This window comes from Leifsonia sp. C5G2, assembly GCF_013359685.1.
Lineage (GTDB): Bacteria > Actinomycetota > Actinomycetes > Actinomycetales > Microbacteriaceae > Leifsonia.
Map to the genome: position 1 here is coordinate 43,973 of NZ_JABFMV010000014.1, position 23,979 is coordinate 67,951.

Here is a 23,979-nt window from a genome sequence, read left to right on the forward strand (position 1 = left end):
GGATGACGGGCTCGGCAGATAGGCACGCGATGACTTCGTTTGGGCGCAGTTGATACCGGTATCAATATCCCGTATAGTCATCGCAATCGGTCGCGCAGCGCGACCGTGAGGCGATCCAAGGACGGGTCAGCGGACACCCCGACCGCACGACCCGCATGACGGGAGATGAGCGTGAAGAAGACCAGAACCATCACGGTGGCGGCGGCGGGCGTCCTGGCGCTCGCGCTCAGCGCGTGCTCGGGAGGCGGCAGCGGCGCCGCCGACATCACGGCCAAGCCGGACTACTCCGGAAGCATCAGCATCCTCACCGCCGCAGCGGGCGACCCCCTCGGCTCGTACTTCGAGGACCTGGTGAAGGACTACAAGAAGCTCCACCCGGATGTGAAGATCACCCTCGCGCAGGAGACCGACGACAACGCGATCAAGGACAAGGAGAAGGTCCTGATCGGCTCCCAGTCGCTGCCCGACATCTACTTCAGCTACGCGGGCAACTGGGGCGAGAACTTCGCCGCGAACGGCCTGGCCGTCGACCTCAGCTCGGTCATCGCCCCCGGCACGAAGTGGGGCGACACCTTCGGCGAGGGATCGCTGAACGCCTTCAAGTACGACGGCAAGTACTACGGGATCCCGCAGTACGTCGACGGCAAGTTCATGGGCTACAACAAGAAGGTCTTCGCAGACCTCGGCCTCGACGTCCCGGCCTCGTTCGACGAGCTCATCTCCGACTGCTCGACGATCAAGGCCGCCGGCTACGTCCCCATCGCCTTCGGCAACAAGGACGGCTGGCCCGGCCTGCACTATCTCGGCCAGCTCTTCGCCTACGACGTGCCGCAGAAGGTCCGGGATGCGGACCTGCTGCCGAAGACCGCGAAGTACACCGACCCGGGCTACCTGGAGGGCATGAAGCAGTTCCAGCAGCTCGTCACCGAGTGCACCGGCGACGGCGGGAACTCGAACGGCGTCACCTACACCACCGCCCAGCAGCAGCAGGCGGCGGGCAAGGCGGCCATGTACTACCAGGAGCTGATCGAGTTCGACTCGGTCAACACCAAGGACAGCCAGCTCGCCAAGGACGGCTTCGGCATCTTCCCGCTCCCCGCCCCGGCGGACGCGAAGGGCGACCCGTCTGCGCTCGAGGCCGCGCCCGAGGGCTACATGATCAACAAGAAGAGCAAGAACGCCGCGCTCGCCCTCGACTTCATGAAGTTCGTCATGAACGAGAAGAACGCGACGACCCTCTCCTCCCCGCCCTACGGCCAGCCGAGCGCCGTGAAGGATGTGGTCACCGACCAGATCGCCACGCCCGCCGTCGCGGAGGGCACGAAGCTCGTGAACGACGCGAAGTCGACCGTGGTCTGGCTGGACATGGCGAACGTGCCGTCCGTCGGCGACGCGTGGGTCTCGGTCTCCGAGGGCCTCGTCTCCGGCAGCCTCACGCCCGAGGCCGCCCTGAAGGCCGTGCGACAGGCGTCCGAGAAGGCGAAATGACGACCACCCAGGCGCCTCAGGCCCCCGTGGGGCCGCGCCCCGTCCCCGTCTCGGGACCGGGTCGCGGCCGCACGGCCCCGGCGCCCGGCGCCGGGGCCGCCAAGGCCGGCAGGGGACCGGCCGGCTGGCGCGGGCTGATCTGGCTCATCCCGGCGCTGGCCGTGCTGGCGGTCTTCGTCTACTGGCCGCTGCTGCAGAACGTCGTCTTCAGCTTCCTGAAGTGGAACATCTACAGCGGCGAGCAGACCTTCGTCGGCGTGGACAACTACGCCGACCTCGCGCAGGACCCGGTGTTCTGGCGGGCGCTCGGCAACAACACCTGGTACGCGGCGCTGTCCATCGTCTTCCAGGTGTTCGGCGCTCTCGTTCTGGCGGCGATCGTGGAGAGCGTGCGCAGCGACCGCTGGCGCAAGGCGTTTCGGGCGATCTACTTCATCCCGTCGGCGATCTCGCTGACCGTGGCCGGCCTCCTGTTCTACTTCATCTACCAGCCGCAGACCGGCCTGCTGAACGTCTTCCTCGACAACCTCGGCCTCGGCCAGTTCTCGCAGGCGTGGCTCGGCCACGAGGGCACCGCGATCTTCGCCATCATCGCGATGAGCCAGTGGCAGGGGTTCGGCTACAGCGTCCTGCTGTTCTCGGTGGCGCTGCAGCGCATCCCGCGGGAGCTGTACGAGGCGGCCGACCTCGACGGCGTCGGACCGGTCCGCCGGTTCTTCCAGGTCTCGCTGCCGCTGGTGCGCGAGATGACCGGGCTGATGATGATCGTCACGATCTCGGGCGCGTTCCAGGTCTTCAATGAGGTCATGGTCATGACCAGCGGTGGCCCGAACAACTCCAGCCAGGTGCTCGGTACGTGGCTGTACCACGCCGGATTCGTCACCAACGACTTCGGCTCCGCCGCCGCGATCGGCGTCGCCATCTTCGTCGTCACCCTGCTGCTGGCCGCAGCCCAGCTGGCCTACTCGCGCAAGAGGAGAGTGGAATGGTAGCCCTCGCCCGTCTCGGCCGCGGCGTCCGCGTCGTCCTGGTGTGGGCGCTGCTCGTCGCCCTGGCCGTCGTGGTCCTGTACCCGCTGCTGTGGATGGTGACCAACGCCCTGAAGACGAACGCCGAGCTGTTCGGCAACCCGTTCGCCCTCCCGGCGCAGTGGCTCTGGCAGAACTTCGCCAAGGCGTGGACGCAGGGCGTCGGCGACTTCGTCTTCACGAGCGTCTCGCTGACCGTGCTCGCGACACTCATCACCGAGCTGATCAGCGCCTGGGCGGCCTACGGGCTGACGCGGGTGAACATCCCGCTGAACCGCACCTTCACCGTGATCGTGCTCGCCGGGCTGATGCTGGCGCCGACCGTCGCGCTCATCCCGCTGGTGAAGCTGTTCCAGGCGTGGGGGCTCTACGACACGTTCTTCGGGCTGCTGATCCTGTACACGGCGTTCCGCATCCCGTTCACCGTTTTCCTGATGCGCGCGTACATGCTCGACCTGCCGCGGGAGGTGGATGAGGCCGCCTCGATCGACGGTGCGTCGCGTGCGGCCACGTTCTGGCGCATCATCCTGCCGATGAGCATGCCGATCGTCGCGACGACGATCGTGCTCAACGTGCTGCAGAACTGGAACGAGTACCTGTTCGCGATGATCTTCACCAGCGGGACCGGGGTCGAGACGCTGCCGGTCGGGCTCGCCGACATGATGTCGAAGAACGGGACGCAGTACCCGGTGGTATTCGCGGGGATGGTGATGGCCGCCCTCCCGATGGTGATCCTGTTCTTCGTCTGCCAGCGCTACTTCGTGCGCGGTCTCGCCGGCGGCGTGGGCAAGTAGGGGTGCGGACGTACCTGGAGCTCGTCCGCGTCCCCGGCGTCCTGCGGGTCACGGTCTCGCAGCTGGTGGCGCGCTTCCCGCTCGGGATGCTGTCGCTGGCCGTGCTGCTGCACGTCCGGCAGGCGACCGGGTCGTATGCGCTCGCCGGTCTCGTCGTGGCGTGCGTGAGCGTCGGCGAGGCGGTCGCGATACCGTTGGTGAGCCGGTCGGTCGGGGTGTTCGGCATCCGTCCCCCCGTGCTGGCCGCGGCGGCACTGAACGCGGCCGGGATGCTGCTGCTCGCCTTCGGGCCGCCGCATCCCGTGCTCGTGGTGCTGCTCGGGGCGGTGATCGGTGCGTCGGTCCCTCCGCTCATGCCCGTCGTGCGCGCGCTGTATCCGCGGCTCGTGCCGCGCCGGGCCGTGCCCGCGCTGTTCGCGCTGGACACGTCGGCGCAGGAGCTTATCTGGATCACCGGGCCGGTCGCCGCCACGCTGCTGAGCGGTGCGGTGTCGACGCGTGCACCCTTGGTGCTGGCGGCGGCGGTGACGCTCGGCGGCACCCTATGGTTCCTGCTGACGCCGCACATCGCCGGGGTGCGGCTGCCGCGCAGCGAGTCGCGGCCCGGGACGGTGCTCCTCGCGCGGGCCGTGCGGCTGGCGGCGGCCGCGAGCTTCGCGCTGATCGCCTCGTTCGGCGCCCTGGAGCTGGCACTGATCGCGCGCTTCGACGGAGACAGCGTGCTGGCCGGCGTCGCGATCGCGGTGTCGAGCCTCGGGTCGCTCATCGGCGGCGTCGCGTTCGGGCATCGCCGGATCGGGCCGCGCGGGCTCGCCGCGATCCTCGGCGGCGTCGCCGTCGCGACGGCGGCGGCGGGCGTCGTGCCGGGAATCCCGCTGCTCTACGTCTTGCTCTTCCTCTCGGGCCTCGGCTTCGCCCCGTCGCTCGCCGCCCTGTACGCGATGGTGTCGGAGGCCCTGCCCGAGTCGGCGACGCCGGAGGCGTTCGGCTGGCTCAACACCGCCGGCCTGATCGGAGCGGCGACCGGCACCGCGGTGGCCGGCCTGCTCGGCGACGCGGTCGGCACCGCCGGCCCGTTCGTCGCGGCCGCGGCCGCCTCCATCCTCGCTGCGGCCCTCCCGCTCGCCCCCGGACTGCGCCCGCCTCCCGCACCCTGACCGCAACGCCATCCATGGCGGCACCTGGTTGACGCAACACGCCGTGGCCGCGCCGCCGGGGACGGCGTGTCGCGTCAACCAGCCGGGGTGATGCGGCGGACGAGGGGCAGCGACGCGCGGCGCAGCGTCACGCCTCGGCGGGCACCTTCGGCTGGCCGCGCGCGATCGCCCAGCGGATGGCCGTGACAGCTGCGGCGATGAGAAACGCGAGGACGGTCGGCGCGACGCCGGGGACGAGAGCTCGCGGGAAGATCTGGACGGCGGCATCCGCCATCTCCCGGAGGTCGCCGTCGAGCACGCGCATGCCCAGCGCATACGAGGAGGCCGTGAACACCGCGGGGGCGACGAACAGCGCAAGCAATCCGGCCACCCAGACGCCGAGCCGCCGCACCGGGACGACGCCGCACCAGCCCAGGGCGGCGCCCACGATCACGGCGGGCAGCCAGCGGTACAGTTCGCCGACGACGAGCGGCGGCCCGGTCGGGCCGCTGACGAAGACGACGGTCACCAGCAGCCACGACGCGAACGGGACGGCGGCGAGGGCCAGGCCGAGAGCCGCCGGCGCGACCGAGCGACGCGAGATCAGCCAGAACAGCGCCTGAGCCAGAGCCACGGACACGATGGTCCCTCCGAGCATCCCCGCGAAGTACAGCAGCGCCCGCGAGTCGGCGTCGCGCGCCACGATGCCCAGCCCGTCGGCGACGACCACGAAGGCCTGGATGGTCGCGACTGCCTGCACCGTCAGGATGCCGACCGCCGTCGCCCAGTCCGTCGTCGGGAACCGGCGCCGCAGCAACCGGGCCACCGACCCGGCGAGGACGCCGCCGATGAGCAGCATCACCAGGATGCGGGTCGAGTAGTACTGGCTGATCGGCAGCAGGGCGACCGGCATGGAGTCGGGAAGGACGTCGCGGCGCCAGAGGTTCTGCAGCGGGAGCCGGGCCCCCGTCATCAGCCAGGGCACGAGCCCGACCAGCGCGGAGGCGGCGCCGAGCGCGAGCCCTCCCCCGATCGTCGAAGCGCGCCCCACTCGGGGCGGCGCAGCACCTTCCGTCGTCGTCCCCTCGATGCGTTCGTCCACAGTTCCCCCTCTGTGCTTCCCGGTCGACCCTATCGCGGTGTCGGGCAGCTGCCGCAGCCCGCGAGCAGACGACCGGCGAGCGGAGAGGGCAGGGCTGGTCAGCGCAGGAGCGCCGAACCGGGGGCCTCGCCGTACTCGCTGCGGTAGCGGCGGGAGAACCGCTCGACGTCCGGGAACCCCCAGCGCGCAGCCAGCTCCACCAGGTCGGTGGCGGGGTCGGAGGCGGCGATCTCGTCGTGGGCCGCCGACAGCCGCACCCGCTGCAGGTAGCCGCGAGCGCTGGTGGATGCGTGGGTGCGGAATGCGGCATCCAGCTGCGCCATCGTCGCCCCGGCGGCCTCTGCGACGTCGAGCACTGTGATCGGCAACGAGGCGTGGTCCTCGATGAACCGCACGCCGCGCCGGAATCGCGACAGCTGACCGGCGGGGGTGACGTTCTTCTCCCGTGGGTCGGTGCTCAGCGGGAAGCACTTCAGGGCCGCGAGCGCCAGAGTGTGGAACAGGCTCGCCCGCACGAGCGGGTGGCGGAAGGTGCCCGCGTCCATGTATTCGGCCGCGACCGTCGCGGCCGTGAGCATGTACTCCGAGTGCGACGGGCCGAGCGTGCTGGCCGAGTCGAAGACGACCTCGAGGTGCTCGTCGCCGAAGGTCGTGCGTGCCACATCCCGGAGCGTCGCGGGCGAGAGGTAGACGTTGACGATGTCGCTCCCCTCCGCCTCGCACATGAAGTCGTGGCCGGGCCGGATGAGGAAGGGCGCGCGCGTGGCGCTGGCGCGAGTCCCGTCGATCTCCCAGCGGTAGGCGCCGTCGGTGACGCTGACGATGCAGAAGTCCTCGAACTCTCCGGAGGTCTCCCACTCGCCGCCGATCGTGTAGCGGGCGACCGAGAACGACGGGTCGACGATCTGGTCGACCTCGAACGAGAACCCCGCGTCGGGCTCGGATGCGAACGCGAAGCGTCCGCCGGACGCGGCGAGGAGCGCGTCCGCCTCGGCCGGGTCGGAGGTCGAGCTCCGCAGCCGGGTCAGCTCGGACATGCGGCACACGGTACGCCCGTCCGCGCGGGAGCGGGAGAGCCGCTCACTCGGTGTGGCCGAGCACCCCCACCGGGATGCCGAACGAGAGCGCGATGCAGACGATCCCGCCGAAGAACACGACGCCCTCCCAGGCGGGGAGGGTCGGGGCCAGACCGAACAGGAACAGCCCGAGCAGGAACAGGATGAAGCATCCGATGAATGCGAGAACGTCGCCCATGGTCAGCCCTTCTTCCGCGATGCGGCGGTCTCCCGCCGGTTGGCCTTCTTGATCTCGTCGACCAACTCGTCCTTCGTCATCCTGGTACGGCCCGGGATGTCGAGCCGCTTGGCGATGTCGAGCAGGTGCGCCTTGGAGGCGTTGGCGTCGACGCCCTCCTCGGTGGGGGCGACCGTGTCGCGGCCGCCCGCCGCCTTGCGGTCGGACGGCCCGTTCTCGGCCTTCCGCTCCCAGTGGTCGCCGACCTTCTCGTACTCGTTCTTGAGCGCGGCGAACGCCGTCCGGTGCGCGCGCTCACCCTCCCCGTACTCCTTCACGGCGGAGTCGTGCGCCTTCGACCAGAGGGCCTGGGCGTGCTTCTCCGAGCGCTCGAGGGTGGAGGGCAGCTCCTCGGATGTCGGCATGATCCTGTCGTACTCCTTCCGCATCGGGTGGGGCTAGTGCTACCCGTCCACAGCTACCCCGGTCGCGCGAGTTTTCAACCGTCGGAGATTCGACGGCGAGACGGCCGGATCTCCGACGTCAGGCTGCCCAGACGGACAAGTGACGGGTCCTCACCGCGGTTGGCCGGTCGTCGCGCGGGCCGCGGGTAGCGTGGAGGGGTGACCGACCGCCGTGAGACCGTGCCCCCGCCGCGAGCAGTCGTCACGGTCGACACTGGCACCGACTCCGCTCCCGACCGCCCGACGTTCGTGCTGGTGCACGGGATCGGGGTCAGCTCGCGGTACTTCGAGCGGCTCGTCCCGGCGCTCGCCGAGGAGGGGCGGGTCGTCGCGGTCGACCTGCCCGGCTTCGGGCGCGCGAAGCCCGAACGGCCGCCGCATCCGCTCGGCATCGACGACTTCGCAGCGTCCGTCGCGGTCGAGCTCGACCGGCTCGGCGTCGCGGACGCCGTCATCGTCGGGCATTCGATGGGCACCCAGGTCGCCGTGTCGCTTGCGCGCAGCCGTCCCGGCCTGGTCCGGGCGCTCGCGCTGCTCGGCCCCGTGATGGCGCCGGAGGACCGCAAACCGCTGCGGGCGGGCACCCTCCTCGGTCTCGACATCTTCCGCGAGGACGCGCGCGGCAACCGCATCGTGATCGGCGACTACCTGCACTGCGGCGTCGCCTGGTACCTCGCTACGCTGCCGGCCATGCTGGAGTACCGCATCGAGGAGGAGGTGGAGCGCATCGACGTGCCCGTCATCGTGCTGCGGGGAGGCCGCGACCCGATCGCCCGCGACGACTGGGTCGCCCGCCTGGCGGAGCGCACCGGCGGCGCCGCCACGCGCATCCCCAGCGTCGCGCACCTCGTCATGCACGGGGCGCCGTGGCGCACGGCCGCACTGATCGCCGACACCGCGCGCGTGCGGCCATGAGGCGCACGCTGCTCCGCCGCGCCGGCGTCGTCCTGCTCGACTACCTGTACGCCGGCCGCCACCAGCTCCGGGCCGCGTTCGACCGGACCACACCGGACGCCCTCATCGCCGGCGACGGAACCCGCGCGCCGGTCGTGCTGCTGCCCGGCATCTTCGAGACCTGGCGGTTCCTGCGTCCACTCGCCGAGCACATCCACGCGGCCGGCCATCCGGTGCACGTCGTGACCGCGCTCGAGGACAACCGCATGTCCGTCGCGCAGGCCGCCGACCTCGTCCGTGCGCACCTCGAGCAGCACGACCTCACCGACGTCGTCGTCGTCGCCCACAGCAAGGGCGGCCTGGTCGCCAAGTACGTGATGGGGATGCCGGACTCCGGCGCGCGCATCAGCAGCGCCGTCACCGTCGCAACGCCGTACGCGGGGTCCGCCCTCGCCGCACTCATCCCCGTCCCGAGCGTGCGCGCCCTCCTCCCGAGCTCACCGGGCATCCTCCGGCTCGCCGTCAGCCGGGCCGTCAACGCGCGGATCGTCTCCGTCTGGGGCTGGTTCGACCCGCACGTGCCCGGCGGCAGCCGTCTGGACGGCGCGCGGAACATCGAGCTGGATGTGGGCGGCCACTTCCGCATCCTGGCCCGCCCCGAGCTCCTCGCGATCGTGGACGAGGTGCTCGCCCCCGCCGGCTGACCCCTGTCGCGCACCCGCGCGGCGGCGCTACCCTTCCCCCAGGACCGGGGGAGGCATCCATGCAGCAGCATCGCCGAATCGGCCGCGCGGTCGCGGCGCTCGCCGTCGTCCTGCTGCTCGCCGGCTGCGCGGGCACCCCGAGCGGCGCGAAGGTCGTCGGGATGTGGGGCTCCACGGCGTCGGGCCAGCCGAACCTGAACATCGAGAACGACGGAACGTTCTCCGGCAGCGACGGCTGCAATCGCCTCAGCGGGAAGGGCCAGATCGACGGCGACGAGATCACCTTCGGGCCCATCGCCTCCACGATGATGGCGTGCGAGGGCGTCGACGAGTGGCTGGGCAAGGCCGCGACCGGCAACGTGTCGGGCGACACGATGACCGTGCTCGACGACAGCGGCAAGACCATCGGCACGCTCCCGCGCTCGGGCTCCTGACCTCGTCCGCGGCTGCCGGGGTGCCGGCGCCGCCAGGAAGTGTCTAGCCACGCCCGCCGCCACCGGCCTACCGTGAGCCTGCCCCGGCCCGCCAGGGATGGCCCGCCGTCGGGCGAGAAGCGAACATCCACTGCGCGAGCGCGCTCGCGCCGTACGAGGAGCGAACCGTATGACCATTGCAGAGGAGCGCGCGGCCGCCGCCGCCCACGGGCCGACCACCGCCTACACCGGCATCAACGACCGGACCCAGCTGAACCCCATCTTCGCCCGCCCGGGGGAGAGCACCGACCTGCCGGTGGACCGCATCCCCGACAACGAGTCGCTGCCCGAGACCGCCTACCAGATCGTGCACGACGAGTCGATGCTCGACGGCAACGCGCGCCTCAACCTGGCCACCTTCGTCGGCACCTGGATGGACGACCACGCTGCCCGGCTCTACGCCGAGTCCGCCGACAAGAACATGATCGACAAGGACGAGTACCCGCAGACCGCCGCGATCGAGACGCGCTGCTGGAAGATCGTCGCCGGTCTCTGGAACGCACCCGACCCCGAGAAGGCCATCGGCACCTCGACCGTCGGGTCGTCGGAGGCGTGCATGCTCGGCGGCCTCGCCCTCAAACGCCGCTGGCAGCTCGCCCGCAAGGCAGCGGGCAAGCCGACCGACAAGCCGAACCTCGTGCTCTCCAGCGCCGTGCAGGTGTGCTGGGAGAAGTTCTGCAACTACTGGGACGTCGAGCCGCGCTACGTGCCGATCACGGACGAGCACAAGGTGCTCGACGGCTACGAGCTGGATAAGTACGTCGACGAGAACACGATCGGGGTCGTCGCCATCATGGGCGTCACCTACACCGGGATGTACGAGCCGGTCGCCGAGATCTCGAAGGCGCTCGACCGCATCCAGGAGCAGACCGGACTCGACGTCAAGATCCACGTCGACGGCGCCTCCGGCGGCATGATCGCGCCGTTCCTGCAGCCCGACCTGGTCTGGGACTTCCGCGTGCCGCGCGTCGTCTCGATCAGCACCTCCGCCCACAAGTACGGCCTGGTCTACCCGGGCCTCGGCTGGGTGGTCTGGCGCACCGCCTCCGACCTGCCGGCCGACCTCGTGTTCGACGTCACCTACCTCGGCGGCCACATGCCCACCTTCGCCCTCAATTTCTCGCGGCCGGGCGCCCAGGTGCTGCTGCAGTACTACCTGTTCCTGCGGCTCGGCTTCGACGGCTACTACCGGGTGCAGAAGGCGTCGCAGGATGTGGCCCTCTACCTCTCGGGGGAGATCGCCAAGATGCCGGCCTTCGAGCTGTGGAACGACGGCTCCGACATCCCGGTGTTCGCGTGGCAGCTGAAGAAGGGCCACACCGACAAGTGGAACCTGTACCACCTGTCGGAGCGGCTGCGGCTGAAGGGGTGGCTCATCCCGGCCTACCCCATGCCCGACAACCTGACCGACCTCACCGTGCAGCGCATCGTCGTGCGCAACGGGCTCAGCCACAACCTGGCCGAGTCGCTCGTCCTCGACATCCAGGAGGCCGTCGAATATCTGGACGCCCTTGAGAGCCCCATGCCGACCGAGGGCCAGGTGCATTCGTTCACCCACTGATCGCGCACACCGACCCGGCGCCCGAGCCCGAGTACGACCGACCGAGTACCCAGCGGAGGACACCATGACCGCAACACGCGAGCCCGGCAAGACCGCGGCCCAGCACACCAGAGCCGACGGAACGCCGGCCCCGTCTCCCGACCACGTCAAGCCGCACCCGTTCGCATCGGTGCCGCACAAGCCGGCCATCGGCGCGCCGGGGACGACCGCGACGAAATTCATGTCGCTCACCCAGCTGGCGATGCTGACCGTCGTCGCTGTGGCATCGCTCCGCAGCCTCCCGGCCATGGCCGGCTACGGGCTCGGCTCGATCACACTGTTCATCATCCCCGCGATCTTCTTCTTGATCCCGGTGGCCCTGGTTGCCGCCGAGCTCGCGACGGGCTGGAAGGGCGGCGTGTTCACCTGGGTCAGGATGGCGTTCGGCGAGCGCTGGGGGTTCCAGGCGATCTGGCTGCAGTGGGTGCAGAACGTGGTCTGGTACCCGACGCAGATCGCGTTCATCGCCGCGTCGCTGGCGTTCGTGTTCCTCGACCCGAACCTGGCGAACTCCGGCTTCTACACCGCGATCGTGATCCTGGTCATCTACTGGTTCTCGACGTTCATCACGCTGCGCGGCGGCAACCTGTTCGCCAAGGTCGGGTCGTGGTCGGGGCTCGCCGGCACGATCTTCCCCGGCGTGCTGCTGATCCTGTTCGGGGCCATCTGGCTCGGCACAGGGCATACCAGCGAGACGCCGCTGACGGCGTCGGCGGTCATCCCGCCGTTCACCGGGATCGCGTCGATCGTGCTCATCGTGTCGAACGTGCTCGCCTACGCGGGCATGGAGGTGAACGCGGTCCACGCGAACGACCTGAAGAACCCCGGCAAGGGCTACCCGAAGACGGTGCTCATCTCGTCGATCCTCATCCTCGGCATCTTCATCTTCCCGACCATCGCGATCGCGGTGGCGGTGCCGTCGTCGGAGCTCGGCCTGACCACCGGCATCAACCTGGCGTTCAAGACGTTCTTCGACGCGTGGGGGATGGACTGGGCGACCCCGGTGATCTCGCTGCTGATCGCGCTCGGCGCCTTCGCCTCCGTCGTGACGTGGATCGCGGGGCCGTCCCGGGGTCTGCTCGCGGCGGCGCGCTCGGGCTACCTGCCGGCGTTCCTGCAGCGCAGGAACAAGGCGGGCGTGCAGGTCGGCATCCTGAGCGTGCAGGGGATCGTGGTGACGCTGCTCGCGTCGCTGTTCATCTTCGTGCCCAACATCAACACGGCGTTCATCCTGCTGGTCGACATGGCCGCGGCGCTGTACCTGATCATGTACATGATGATGTTCGCGGCGGCGATCCGCCTGCGCCGCACGCACCCGCAGGTGAAGCGCACCTACCGCACGCCGGCGATGGGCCTGATCGCGACGATCGGCTTCGTCGCCTGCCTCGCGGCCTTCCTGCTCGGCTTCGTGCCGCCGGCGGGCTTCGCGCAGGGGGCTCCGGGATGGGCGTACCCGGCCCTGGTGGGGGTGGTCGTGATCCTGCTGGGCGTCCCGCCGCTCATCTTCTACGCGGCGAGACGCCCCGGCTGGGACCAGCGGACGCCTGAGGAGAAGGCGACCTTCGACGACGTCCTCGTGAACCCCCCGGACAAGCCCGAGTAGACAACCGTCAGCTCCTGAGTTGTTCGTCCTTTCGCGCGGCGTGTCGCTCGAAGAACTCAGGAGCTGACGGCTTGGGAGCGCGGAGTCCCCGGTCAGGCGGCGGCGCGGGCGAAGTAGTGTCCGGCGGCCAGGTCCTCGAGGAGGGTCGGGCCGGTGGGCCGCCAGTCGTACCGCGCCTGGGTGAGGGTGCTGGAGGCGGGGATGTCGAGCGAGAAGAACCGGCCGATCCAGCCGAAGTGCGCCTCGACGTCCTCCGGTGCGATGGATGCGACGGGCACGCCCGCGCCCCGGCCGATGGCTCCGGCGATGTCGCGGGCCGCGATACCTTCCTCGCCCACGGCGTGAACGACGTTCGCGACGCCCGGGTTCTCGAGGGCCTGCGCCACCAGGCGCCCGGCGTCGGAGCGGTGGACGGCCGCCCACCGGTTGGCGCCGTCGCCCACGTACCCGGCGACGCCGGTGCGCCGTGCCGCCTCGACCAGCACGGCCGTGAAGCCGTGGTCGCCGTCCCCGTGCACCGTCGGGGCGAACCGCAGGGCGACCGGCTGGATGCCGCGCTCGGCGAACCCGAGCGCCAGCGCCTCGGCGCCGCCGCGGGGAGCGTCGGGGCCGGTGAAGGGCGAGGCGTCCTCCTCCGTCGCCGGGCGATCCGGCGCGACCATCGCGATGCCGGAGGCGAACAGCAGCGCCTTGCCCGTGCCGGCGAGCGCGTCGCCGAAGGTCTCCATGACGGCACGCTCGGTGCGTCCGGAGGCGGCGTAGTCGCTGAAGTCGTGCTTGAAGCCGAGGTGGATGACGGCGTCCGCGGACTCCGCGGCGGTCCTCAGCGTGCCGAGGTCGTCGAGGCTGCCGGGGATGGCGGCGACTCCTGCGGCGCGCAAGCGTGCGGCGGAGTCCTCCGAGCGGGCGATTCCGCTCACCTCGTGCCCGGCCGCGAGCAGTTCGGGTACGACGGCCGAGCCGATCCATCCCGAAGCCCCCGTCATGAAGACGCGCATGGCGTTCTCCTTTCCGTGTCGACATCCGGATGATGTCAGAAACTGTCGTCAGCCTAGCACTCATGTCAGTTGCTGTCATCACTATGATTCTCGTATGGGACGTTGGGAGCCGGACGCGCGCGGGCGCATGGCGCAGGCCGCGCTCGAGCTGTATCTCGACCCCGGCTACGAGCAGACGACCGTCGCCGACATCGCCGAGCGCGCCGGTGTGACCGAGCGCACGTTTTTCCGTCACTTCGCCGACAAGCGCGAGGTGCTGTTCTCGGGCTCCGAGCAGTTCCAGCAGGTCGTGCTGGCGGCGATCGCCGCCGCACCGGAGAGCACCTCGCCGCTCGACGCCGCCGCTGCGGGCCTGGATGCGGCGGCCACGGCGCTGCAGAACCAGCCCGACCCGACGTTCCCGCGCCGCCGCGCCGCCGTGATCGCGGCGAACCCCAGCCTCCAGGAGCGCGAGCTGCTCAAGATGGCCACGCTCGCGACCGCCTCCGCGCAGGCGCTGGTCGCCCGCGGCGTGGAGCCCGGCGAGGCCGCGATCGCCGCTGAGGCCGCCGGCGCCGCCTTCCGGCTGGCCTTCGAGCGCTGGACCGGCTCCGACGAGCCGCTCGATCTACGCGCCCTGCTGGCGGACGGGATCGCCCGCTTCCGCGCCCTCGCCTGACCCGCCGTACGCATCTGGGTCGTTCGTCCCACTGTGCCCACAACTGGGGCGCGGCTTCCTGTATGCAAATACATCGACCTGCCGCTAGAAAGGACAGAACGACCGTTTCACCTGCCCGATACAGGTGAGCCGCTTTCCGAGAGCGACAGGCCGTTACCACCCGAATTGTGCCCTTGGGGGACACGTGCTTACCCGACGCCTCTTGGCGCGCGCCCGAACGCGCCTCGCTGCCCGAAAGTCCACCACTCTCCGTGCCTCCGCGGCCGTCGCCACCGGCGTCGTGCTCGCGCTGGTCGGCTCCCTCGCCATCGGCGTGCCGGCCGCCAGCGCGGACGACCTCGGCTCCGGTGTGCTCAACCTGTCGAAGACGTCCGACGTCAGCGACATCGCGCCGGGGCAGCAGTTCCTCTACACGATCAACTACGGGTGCTCCTCCACCACCACCGGGTGCGTGAACGCCGCCATCACCGACCCGGTCCCCGCGCCGCTCGTCGTCGTGGGCCAACCCAACGTCGTCGGCGCGGGCAGCGTCACCGCGACGGTGACGGGCAACACCGTGAAGGTGGCGTTCCAGGATTCCGTCCCCAACACCACCCCCGCGAGCACGGGCCTCGCCGCCGGGACGACCGGAAGCGTCCAGGTGCAGGTGAAGCTGCCGGACACCGTCGCCAAGTCGTTCGACGGTCAGACGCTGACCAACACGGCGACCTTCGCGGCGACCAACGCGACGACGGTCACCGCCTCGCACGGGGTCGTCGTCCATGTCCCAGATGTGATCTCCGCCACCGTCGGCAAGACCTGGACCCCGTCGGCGACGCAGTTCAAGCCGGGCGAGAGCTCGACGGCGACGCTGCAGGTGAGCAACACGTCCAACATCCCCGCCTCCACGCTCACGATCGCCGAGCCGGCCGACCCGGCGGCGGCGGGCGCGACCTTCCGCTTCTACGACCTCACCGGCTTCGGCGCGGTCACCTTCCCTGCCGGCGCGGACACCGTCCAGGTCTCGGCGCTGACCTCCGCCGGATGGTCCGACGGCCCCGCCGGCTCCGTCCCCGTGCTCCCCTCGAATGTGGTCGCCGGTGACGTGACGGGTCTCCGTTTCGCCTTCAGCTCCAGCACGGGTACGACGATCGCCGCGGGAGGCGCGGCCGGATCCGTCGCGATCTCGCTGGCCCAGCGCGCGACCGACCGCATCGACGGCTCCAGCATCGCCGCGGGCGGGACCCGCACCAACGTGGCCGGGGGCTCCGTGACCACCGCGGGTGGCACCGCCCAGGCGACGCCCGCCACCGCGCAGCAGACCATCGCGCCGCTGACGGTCACGGTCTCGGCCGACAAGTCGTTCAGCGTCCCGCAGCTGCCCGCCGGCCAGACGACGCGCGCATCCCTCACGGCGAGGAACACCTCCACCGGAGCGCTCGACACCCTGACGGTGCGGGAGCCGGGCTCCGGCTCGTTCTTCTCGGACAAGATCCTCTTCGGCGGGTTCGCCGGCTCCTCCGCGTGGCCGCAGGGCGCCACCGCGGGCCAGGTCACCTGGTTCGTCGACTCCGGCGCCGCGCCCGCCGACTCCGCGTTCGACACCGCGTCCGGCCTCCCGTCGGTGCCGACGCTCGCCTCCGGGCAGCACATCACCGGGTTCCAGGTCACCTACACCGGATCGATCGCCACCGGTGCGTCGGCCGTCATCCCGTTCGATGTGAAGACCACGCTCGACGCCGGCCCAACAGCCTCCGGTTTCACCACCTACTCGAACACCGTCGCCGTGACCGGCACCAACGCCGCGGGCACCGCCTCCGACACCGCCGGTGCCGACCTCGAGGTCTACTTCCCCGAGGTGATCGTCGGGCTGAAGAAGACCGTCTCGCCCGCCGCGCCTGCCGTGATCCTGCCCGGAGGCTCCAGCCTCGTGCAGCTGTCGGCGCAGACCCCGGCGGGCACCAGCTCCGTGCGTCCCGACTCCATCGTGATCACCGAGCCGCAGGATGCGTCGTCCGCCTACTGGAACGCGTTCGACGCGACCGCGATCGCGCCCACCTCTGTTCCCGAGGGCTCGACGTTGACCGTCGAGTACACGACGGACGGCACCACCTGGTCCACCCTCGAGACCGTCGACGCCACCGCCAAGGCCGTGATCTACTCGCGCGTGCTCGACACCAAGCTGCCCGCGGGGACCACCCACACCGACGTCCGGGGGCTCCGCTTCACGTTCGCCGACGCCGGCGGGTTCGGTCAGGCGACCAACGTGAAGCCCGCGATCACCTTCGTCGCCCGCGGCACGCTGCGCGATCAGTCCGGTCCGACCAACCCGGGAACCTACCCGGCGGCCACCGCCTACCAGAACTGCGCGGTCACGACCGCAGAGGGCACGGTCAACGGCGGCCAGGTCATCACGAGCGCGCCGGCGACCGACTGCGGCACCGTCAGCATCCAGGCCACCACCGGCGGCCCCGGCGACGGCGGCGTCGCCGCGAGCAAGAAGTGGGACCAGGCAGGCGCGGTGCTGCAGGCGCAGTCCCGCACGACGACCGGCGCCACGCTCGGCTGGGGCACCCAGGTCACGGGCATGCGGACGATGACCGTGCAGGATGCGGCGACGCCGTCGCCCGTCTCCGGCAGCGTTTTCCAGGCCTTCGACCTGGTGCGCATCGACGCCATCACGCCGACGCAGACCAGCGGGGCCACCTACGACCCCCTCATCCGGTGGGATGCGGTGACCCGCGTCGAGCTGTTCGACGGGGCCTCGTGGAACGACATCACCACGAAGGCGTGCTCCACGACAGGATCCTGTGACGGCCGCTTCGCCGGCTACACGCTCAGCACGGCCGAGAAGGCGTCGACGCAGGGCGTGCGGCTGACCTTCGCCGAGAGCCCGAACCGTCAGGCGGCCATCGACGCCTCCGCCGACCCCACCGCCCCGGCGGTCGGCTCCGGCGTCGCGAGCGCCTCCCTCGGCGCCTTCCCGGGCGCCGACCAGAACGCGCGGACGATCCACCTCGACCTCCAGCTGCGCAACAGCGTGCGCGGGAGCACCACGAACGACTGGGTGACCGGGACGCGCACCTACAACATGGGCACGCCGGGAGCGGTCGACAACCAGGTTGCCGTCACCGGCAACCCTGCGGCCGGCGGCAGCTTCACCCGGTTGGCGGACGACCACACGCTCATCGTCGACCCGACGCTGACGACGAAGGTCACCAAGACCGCCTCGCCGACGACGATGGTGATCCCGCAGCCCGACGTGCCGGACGCCAGCTACCCGACCACGGTCTACACCGAGACGATCAAGAACACCTCGGCCACCAACACCTGGCAGCTGCGGCTCAACGACCCGATCGCCTGCTCCAACGCCAACACCGCGGACCCGTGCGACTTCGGCGCCTACGACCCGGCGTCGAACCCGTTCGAGCGGCTGAACCTGACCTCGATCGCCATCAACACGACCCAGGCGTCCGGTGTCCGGGCCGCCGAGAGCTCGGTCTCCCTCCTGCACCGCGCCGCGGACGGCACGCTCACCGTTCAGACCGTCACGCTCGCGCAGGCCGCAGGGATGACCCCGGCGTCGCTCGCCGACGTCGTCGGCGTCAGCGCGATGTTCCGCGGCTCCGACGCGCAGGGCAGCGTGGGCACCGGCGGCACCATCGCCCCCGGGCAGCAGGTCACCGTCACAATGAACGCGCAGCTGCGGTCGACCGGCCGCACCAGCGGCGCGGCGCCGGTCCCCGGCACCGTCACGAACACGGCGACCGGAACCCTCCACGACAACGTCTACCCGACGGCCGTGGCCGAGGACACCACCAGCGCGTCCGTCACGCTGGCCAACGGCAACCTGCAGGTGACCACCGCGAAGACGTTCAACCCGACGAGCACCCTGCAGGCGGCGCCGAAGGACCCGATCCAGGTCGCACTGCAGGCCCGCTCCGCCGGCACGCTCGCCCCGAAGGTCCTGGTGATCGAGGACTCGGCCACCACCTTCTGGAACGCGTTCACGCTGAAGTCTTTCACCCAGCCGACGCCCCCGACGGGCGCCGACCGCGTCCAGGTCGACGCGCGCACCGGCCTCGGCGCCCTGGCGGCGTGGACGACGGGCACGCCGACGACCATGACCGCGGCCGCACTGCCGACCGGGATCGCGGCGGCCGACGTCACCGGCCTGCGCTTCACCTTCACCAAGGCAGACGGCACGGCGTTCGCCGCCAGCGCCAGCGGCAACAACGTCACGCTCAACGTGTCGCTGCGGCCGACCCTGCGCGACGGCTCCGGCCCGGTGACCTCGACGATCGTCGCCTCGCCCATGCCGGGGGAGACGGCGGCCGGCACCATCACGGACGCCGTGACCGCCGACGCGTCGTACAACACCGTCAAGGCGACGCAGGCCCGCGCCACCGCCGCCTTCACCGTCCTGCCGGGAACGGCGACGCTGGCGGTCGAGAAGACCAGCCCGGGTCAGGCCGCGTCCGGTCGTGAGGTGAACTGGACGCTCCGCTTCAAGAACACCGGCACCGGCATCCTCCCGAACCCGGTCGTCACCGACACCCTCCCGTCGAACGGCTCGCTGCTGTTCGTGCCGACCAACGTGCCCTCGTACAGCACGTCGACCGGCGGGACGCTGCCCGTCGACCCGGCGGCGGTGACGCGCAGCTTCGACGCGGCCTCCGGCACGATCCGCTTCACCTGGCCGGCGGGCTCCGCGCTCGCACCGGGCGAGACCTACAGCATCACCCTGGCGCTGCAGATCAAGCCGGGACTCGCGCCCTCGACCACGGCGGTCAACACGTTCGGCGTGAAGACCGACCGCACCCTCGACTCCGGAGGCTGCACCGCGCTCAACCCCGGCAACGGCCGCGCCGTCTCCCTGACGGCGGGCGTCTGCTCCACCAGCAACGTGGTGACCACCCTCTCGCAGGGCTCGTTCACGGCCTCCAAGGGCGTGCGGTCGGACACCGGCGAGGCGCAGAACGTCGCCAACGCCTCCGTGCCCTGCACGGCGGACGCCGACGGCTACTACCGCTACCCGTGCGCGGCCGCCAGCGGCATCGGCCACACGGACACCTGGAAGCTCGAGATGATCAACGGCGGCAACGTCGCCGCGACGGCGCTCACCGCCGTGGACGTCTTCCCGCGCAACGGCGACGTCGGCGTGGTCGACCCGTCGTCCCGCGGGTCGGTGTACGCGCCGCGGTTCAACGGCGACATCGCCTACCTCCCGTCCGCCGAGGTCGCGGGATCGGCGCTCGCCTGGTTCGTCACGACCTCCGCCACGCCGTGCGTGAAGGAGATCACCCCGGGCGGCACCTGCCCCGGCGGCTCGTGGAGCCCGGCGTCGGCGGTCGGATCGACCATCGCCGCGGCCGACGTTACCGCGGTGAAGCTGGTCTTCGACTTCAGCAAGGCACCGGGCGGCGTCCTCCCGGCGGGCGCCTCCGTCAAGGTGACCTACAGCACCACGAACATCCCGACCACGACGACGGGCGACGGCCGGGCGCCGGTCAGCGCACCCGTCACCGGGGTGCGCGCCTGGAACTCGTTCGGCTTCTACCCGACCTACGCATCCGGGTCGCAGCCGGCAGGTCCGCAGGAGCCGATCAAGGCGGGAGTGATCCTCACCGGCGGTCCGCTGCAGGTCACCAAGACCGTGACCGGGCCGGCGCAGCAGTTCGCCCCGTCGAGCTTCGTCGCCGACGTCTCGTGCACCATCGACGGCGTCGCGGTCGACCTCGGCAACCAGAAGTCCGTGACCCTGTCGGCCGCGGGTGGCTACACCGCCCGGATCGACGGCATCCCGACGGGCGCGGTCTGCGAGACGACCGAGCACGGCGCCACGGGCTCCTACGGCGAGTCGTCGCGGACGGTCACCCCGTCGTCGGTCACCATCGCCGCCGGCGACCCGGCGCAGCCGGTCCCGTCGGCGCAGCAGGTGGCGATCGTCAACGACTACCAGGTGACCTCCCTGACTGTCACCAAGCACGTGGACACCGCGGCGACGACCGGCACGTTCGGTCCGTTCGGCTTCACGGTCGTCTGCGAGTCGTCCCTCGGCTCGGCCGTTCCGCTCGCGGCGGGCGACAGCGCGTTCACCCTGGCCGACGGCGCGAGCCGCACGATCACGGATCTGCCCGTCGGCGCCGCGTGCACCGTGACCGAGACCGACGCGGACGGCGCGGCCGCAGCGCCCAACCACGTCGGCATCGCCGTCGACGGCGCCGCGGAGGTCACCGGCCCGCAGGCCGTCGTCCGGCTCGCGGGCGATGACACGGCCGTCGTCACGAACCACTTCGCCTCCGGCACGCTGGCGGTCACCAAGACCGTCGACGGCGACGCCGCAGGCGACTACGGCGACGGCCCCTTCACCCTCCACGTGCAGTGCGTCTACGCCGGTTCGCAGACCCTGTTCGACGGCGACCTGAGCATCGTGGGCGGCCAGACCGTCGCCGTGCCGGGGGTCTTCCCGGCGGGGACCGAGTGCTCCGTCGCCGAGACGGCGAACGGCGGGGCCACCGGCACCACCGTCGACACCCCGACCGTGCTGATCCCGGGCAACGCCGACGGCACGGTGGCGGCCGTAAAGGTGGATGTGACCAACACGTTCTCGGCCGGGTCGGTCACGATCTCCAAGGTGCGCACCGGCGCCGGCGCCGCACGCTACGGCGACGGCCCGTTCACCGCGCAGCTCGTCTGCACCTGGCAGAAGGACGGCCAGACGCTGACGATCCCGCTGCCGGACGGCGGTGCGGTCGTGCTCGACGCCGCCAACAACTACGAGGCGACCGTGACCGGACTGATCCAGGGCGCGCACTGCGACGTCACGGAGACGGCGAGCGGCGGGGCGACGTCCGTCGCGATCGCTCCGGCCGGCGGTGTCACCGTCCCCGCAGGGACGCCGGCAACGGTGACCATCACCAACACCTTCGACACCGGCTCGGTGACGATCGACAAGAAGAGGGTCGGCCCCGGCGTGGCTCTCTTCGGCGACGGCCCGTTCACGGTGCAGCTCACCTGCACCGCGGTGATCGACGGCGTCGTCACCCCGATCGACCTGGGCGGGGACGCGACCCTGACGCTCTCGAAGGCGAACGGCTACACCGCGACGGTCGACGGCATCCTCGCCGGCGCGTCCTGCGCGGTCGAGGAGACGGACGCGGGACTCGCCACCTCGACGGTGCTCAGCCCCGCCGACGGGACGGTGACCGTGCCCGCGGGCTCCGCTGCGACCGTGACCGTGACGAACACGTTCCTGATCGGCCACCTGAGCATCGCCAAGCAGGCCGACCGCCCGACCGCGAGCGTGGGCGACACGATCGTCTACACCATCCGGGTCACCAACGACGGCGCGATCGACGCGACGGACGTGAAGGTCACCGACCTGCTGCCGGACGGCCTCCAGGTGCTCGGCTCCACCCCGTCGGCGACCACCGGACCGGACGGCCTGCACTGGACCGTCCGCTCGCTGGCCGCGGGCGCCACAGCCACGATGGTGGTGACCACGAAGCTGGTGCGCTCCGTCGACACGGTCAACCGGGCGACGGTGGAGACACCGGCCGGCCCGTGGACGCCGTCCACCGGCACCGCCGGCTGCGGCGACCCGTCGACCGCCTGCGCGACCGTGCTCGACCCGCCTCGCGCCGGGCTGGCCTCCACAGGGTCCGACGTGCTGGGGGCGGCCCTGTGGGCGGCGCTCGCCGCGCTCGGCGGCGTGATCCTCGTGTCGGCCGGCGCGCTGCGGCGGCGCACCCGCCGGGGCTGAGCCGAACCGGGCGGGACGCGGGCTCGTCCCGCGCCCGCCCGGTGGGATGATGTGCCGAAAGGCAGGCGCCGTCAGGCGTCTCGAGCGAGGGGACCGCACATGTCAGCCGAGGCCTGGGTCGACCGTCCGGATGCCGCACCGCATCCCCACCACCACCACGGCTGGTGGTGGAAGACGCTGCTCACGGGGCTCGCCCTGTGGATCCTGACGATCGTCGTGACCGCCGTCACCCGCAACACGAACCTCATCCCGACGCTGATCCTGCTCGGGAGCTTCCTGGTGCCGTTCTGCGTCGTCCTGTTCGCGATCGAGCGCGTGACCGGCAGCATCAGCTCGCTCCAGCTGGTGCTCGCGTTCTTCGTCGGAGGCATCTTCGGCGTGCTCGGTGCCTCCCTACTCGAGGTGAACCTGCACCAGAGCTACTGGCTCTACCTGCTCGTTGGCCTGATCGAGGAGCTGGTGAAGGGCGTGCTGCTGATCATCATCGGCTGGCGGGTGGTGCCGAAGACGGCGACCCAGGGCGCCCTGCTCGGCGCGACGGTCGGCGCCGGGTTCGCCGCGTTCGAATCGGCCGGGTACGCGTTCAACGCCGCCATCACCGCCCAGGGGATCGACCTCGTGTCGCTGCTCCAGACCGAGGTACTGCGGGCGATCCTCGCGCCGGTCGGGCACGTGCTCTGGACGGCCGTGCTCGGCGCCGTGCTGTTCGGCGCGGCCCGCGGACGCGACCGGTTCCGGTTCTCGTTCTGGATCGTGCTCACCTACGCCGGCGTCGCAGTGCTGCACGCGCTGTGGGACTCGGCGGGCGATGTCGCGGCGGTGCTCGCCCTCATCGTGAACGGCCGCGCGGTGGCCGAGCTGACCTCGTTCGGCGGGCTCTCTGCGCAGACGGCGTCCGCGGTGACCGCGCTCGCCGGCATCCTGTACATCGTGGTGCTGATCGTGGTCGCGGCGGGCGGCATCCTCACGCTCTGGCTGGTGCTGCGGCACTACCGCCGGGCCGAACGGCGCAGGGCGGCGGCGCAGCCGATCGTCTAGGCGACGGGGGCGGCCTCCGGTGCGCCGGGCCGCCGTCTCCTCTCGACCGCGCGATCGGCGTCCTCCATCGCGAGGTCCGCGTTCACCTGCGCCGCGGCCAGCGCGCCGGCCGAGGCCGCGGCTCCGACCTGAGCGGTCGCGTTCGACGCGTTGCCGGCCACCCACAGGCCGGGGACCTCGGTGCGGCCGAACGCGTCCGCCTGAATCGTCGTGCCCATCCCGGCCGGCAACTCCTCCAGCGGCAGCTTCAGGAAGGCGAGCCCGGCGACGCGGGCCTCCATGCGCGTCGCGACGGCGAGCACCTCGCGCGGGACGCCGCGGCCGTCCTCGAGCCTCACGCCTGCGATGCGGCCGTCCGCCGACTCGACGCCGGTCACGCGCCCCGCGACCACGGGCACGTCGAGGGCGGCCAGCCGCTCGCGCGACTCGTCACCGAGGGCGTGGCCGTTCTCGAAGTAGACCACGTCGTCGGACAGCTGGCGGAACAGCAGCGCCTGGTGCATCGAGTTCTCGCCGATCGCGAGGATGCCGATGGCCCGATCCCGCACCTCCCACCCGTGGCAGTAGGGGCAGTGCACGACGTCGTGGCCCCAGTGCTCGGCGAGACCCGGGATGTCGGGCAGCACGTCCACGACGCCGGTGGCGATCAGCAGGCGGCGGGCGCGCAGCGTCCGGCCGTCGGCCAGGGCGACGGCAAAGGCGTCCGGCTCGCGCACGGCGTCGGCGGCCTCTCCGCTCAGGATGCGGCCGCCGTAGCGCTGCACCTCCTCGCGTCCGGCGCGCAGCAGCTCCGCGGGCGGCGTGCCGTCGCGGGCCAGGAGTCCGTGCACGGCCTGCGCGGGCGCGTTGCGCGGCTCGCCCGCATCCACCACCACGACGGTCCGTCTCGATCGCGCCAGCATCAGCGCACCGTTCAGGCCGGCCGCGCCTCCGCCGATCACGAGGGCGTCCAGTGTCTCGTCGTTCCGTTCGTCCGTCATACCGGCAGTGTCGCTTCGTCGCCGGGATGGCAGCAAGCCGGT

The 23,979-nt window shown here is 71.2% G+C and carries 18 protein-coding genes; 12 read left to right on the top strand and 6 right to left on the bottom strand.

Going from position 1 to position 23,979, the window contains the following annotated elements:
- Positions 1 to 165: 165 nt before the first annotated feature.
- The 4 genes from HNO83_RS16590 to HNO83_RS16605 are packed head-to-tail and all read left to right on the top strand — an operon-like array spanning position 166 to position 4,467.
- Positions 166 to 1,488 (top strand): ABC transporter substrate-binding protein, encoded by a 1,323-nt coding sequence (locus tag HNO83_RS16590; RefSeq protein ID WP_175338636.1) that lies wholly within the window; start codon positions 166 to 168, stop codon positions 1,486 to 1,488.
- Entirely contained in the window at positions 1,485 to 2,480 is a 996-nt protein-coding gene (locus HNO83_RS16595) for a carbohydrate ABC transporter permease (RefSeq protein WP_175338637.1), read from the top strand. The genes HNO83_RS16590 and HNO83_RS16595 overlap by 4 nt, the downstream gene beginning before the upstream one ends.
- Complete coding sequence (locus tag HNO83_RS16600) at positions 2,474 to 3,310, top strand: carbohydrate ABC transporter permease (RefSeq protein ID WP_175338638.1); 837 nt, start codon at positions 2,474 to 2,476, stop codon at positions 3,308 to 3,310. Before HNO83_RS16595 ends, HNO83_RS16600 begins: the two co-directional genes overlap by 7 nt.
- Before the next feature lie 2 nt (positions 3,311 to 3,312).
- Positions 3,313 to 4,467, top strand: coding sequence for an MFS transporter (locus HNO83_RS16605; protein ID WP_175338639.1), 1,155 nt, complete (start codon positions 3,313 to 3,315; stop codon positions 4,465 to 4,467).
- Between the two features lie 127 nt (positions 4,468 to 4,594).
- On the opposite strand, the gene HNO83_RS16610 is transcribed toward HNO83_RS16605, so the two are convergent.
- The 4 genes from HNO83_RS16610 to HNO83_RS16625 form a co-directional block, all read right to left on the bottom strand.
- Complete coding sequence (locus tag HNO83_RS16610; RefSeq protein WP_349627264.1) at positions 4,595 to 5,548, bottom strand: hypothetical protein; 954 nt, start codon at positions 5,546 to 5,548, stop codon at positions 4,595 to 4,597.
- Between the two features lie 98 nt (positions 5,549 to 5,646).
- The gene (locus tag HNO83_RS16615) at positions 5,647 to 6,585 is read right to left on the bottom strand and encodes a helix-turn-helix transcriptional regulator (RefSeq protein WP_175338640.1); all 939 of its coding nucleotides are present in this window, start codon (positions 6,583 to 6,585) and stop codon (positions 5,647 to 5,649) included.
- 43 nt (positions 6,586 to 6,628) lie between these two features.
- A complete protein-coding gene (locus HNO83_RS16620) occupies positions 6,629 to 6,802 on the bottom strand; it encodes a hypothetical protein (RefSeq protein WP_175338641.1) in 174 nt (57 codons plus the stop codon).
- 2 nt (positions 6,803 to 6,804) lie between these two features.
- Complete coding sequence (locus tag HNO83_RS16625; RefSeq protein WP_175338642.1) at positions 6,805 to 7,206, bottom strand: ChaB family protein; 402 nt, start codon at positions 7,204 to 7,206, stop codon at positions 6,805 to 6,807.
- Between the two features lie 198 nt (positions 7,207 to 7,404).
- On the opposite strand from HNO83_RS16625, the gene HNO83_RS16630 reads away from it, so the two are divergent.
- The 5 genes from HNO83_RS16630 to gadC all read left to right on the top strand — a co-directional run bounded on the left by HNO83_RS16630 (position 7,405) and on the right by gadC (position 12,519).
- Positions 7,405 to 8,160: an alpha/beta fold hydrolase gene (locus HNO83_RS16630; RefSeq protein ID WP_175338643.1), complete on the top strand. Its 756-nt coding sequence runs from the start codon at positions 7,405 to 7,407 to the stop codon at positions 8,158 to 8,160.
- Entirely contained in the window at positions 8,157 to 8,843 is a 687-nt protein-coding gene (locus HNO83_RS16635) for an esterase/lipase family protein (RefSeq protein WP_175338644.1), read from the top strand. Before HNO83_RS16630 ends, HNO83_RS16635 begins: the two co-directional genes overlap by 4 nt.
- A 59-nt stretch (positions 8,844 to 8,902) precedes the next feature.
- On the top strand, positions 8,903 to 9,277 hold the full coding sequence (locus HNO83_RS16640; RefSeq protein WP_175338645.1) for an META domain-containing protein: 375 nt from the start codon (positions 8,903 to 8,905) through the stop codon (positions 9,275 to 9,277).
- 169 nt (positions 9,278 to 9,446) lie between these two features.
- The gene (gene gad / locus HNO83_RS16645) at positions 9,447 to 10,877 is read left to right on the top strand and encodes a glutamate decarboxylase (protein ID WP_175338646.1); all 1,431 of its coding nucleotides are present in this window, start codon (positions 9,447 to 9,449) and stop codon (positions 10,875 to 10,877) included.
- 64 nt (positions 10,878 to 10,941) lie between these two features.
- Entirely contained in the window at positions 10,942 to 12,519 is a 1,578-nt protein-coding gene (gene gadC, locus HNO83_RS16650) for a glutamate/gamma-aminobutyrate antiporter GadC (protein ID WP_175338647.1), read from the top strand.
- A gap of 92 nt (positions 12,520 to 12,611) precedes the next feature.
- On the opposite strand, the gene HNO83_RS16655 is transcribed toward gadC, so the two are convergent.
- Positions 12,612 to 13,517: an SDR family oxidoreductase gene (locus HNO83_RS16655; RefSeq protein ID WP_175338648.1), complete on the bottom strand. Its 906-nt coding sequence runs from the start codon at positions 13,515 to 13,517 to the stop codon at positions 12,612 to 12,614.
- Positions 13,518 to 13,611: 94 nt separating this feature from the next.
- On the opposite strand from HNO83_RS16655, the gene HNO83_RS16660 reads away from it, so the two are divergent.
- The 3 genes from HNO83_RS16660 to HNO83_RS16670 all read left to right on the top strand — a co-directional run bounded on the left by HNO83_RS16660 (position 13,612) and on the right by HNO83_RS16670 (position 22,957).
- Complete coding sequence (locus HNO83_RS16660) at positions 13,612 to 14,175, top strand: TetR/AcrR family transcriptional regulator (RefSeq protein ID WP_175338649.1); 564 nt, start codon at positions 13,612 to 13,614, stop codon at positions 14,173 to 14,175.
- Between the two features lie 202 nt (positions 14,176 to 14,377).
- The gene (locus HNO83_RS16665; RefSeq protein WP_217499161.1) at positions 14,378 to 21,919 is read left to right on the top strand and encodes a DUF5979 domain-containing protein; all 7,542 of its coding nucleotides are present in this window, start codon (positions 14,378 to 14,380) and stop codon (positions 21,917 to 21,919) included.
- A gap of 99 nt (positions 21,920 to 22,018) precedes the next feature.
- Entirely contained in the window at positions 22,019 to 22,957 is a 939-nt protein-coding gene (locus HNO83_RS16670) for a PrsW family intramembrane metalloprotease (RefSeq protein WP_175338650.1), read from the top strand.
- Here the strand turns inward: HNO83_RS16670 and HNO83_RS16675 are convergent.
- Positions 22,954 to 23,937, bottom strand: a complete 984-nt coding sequence (locus tag HNO83_RS16675; RefSeq protein ID WP_175338651.1) for an NAD(P)/FAD-dependent oxidoreductase — start codon at positions 23,935 to 23,937, stop codon at positions 22,954 to 22,956. The two genes, HNO83_RS16670 and HNO83_RS16675, sit on opposite strands and share 4 nt — an antisense overlap.
- Between the last annotated feature and the right edge of the window lie 42 nt (positions 23,938 to 23,979).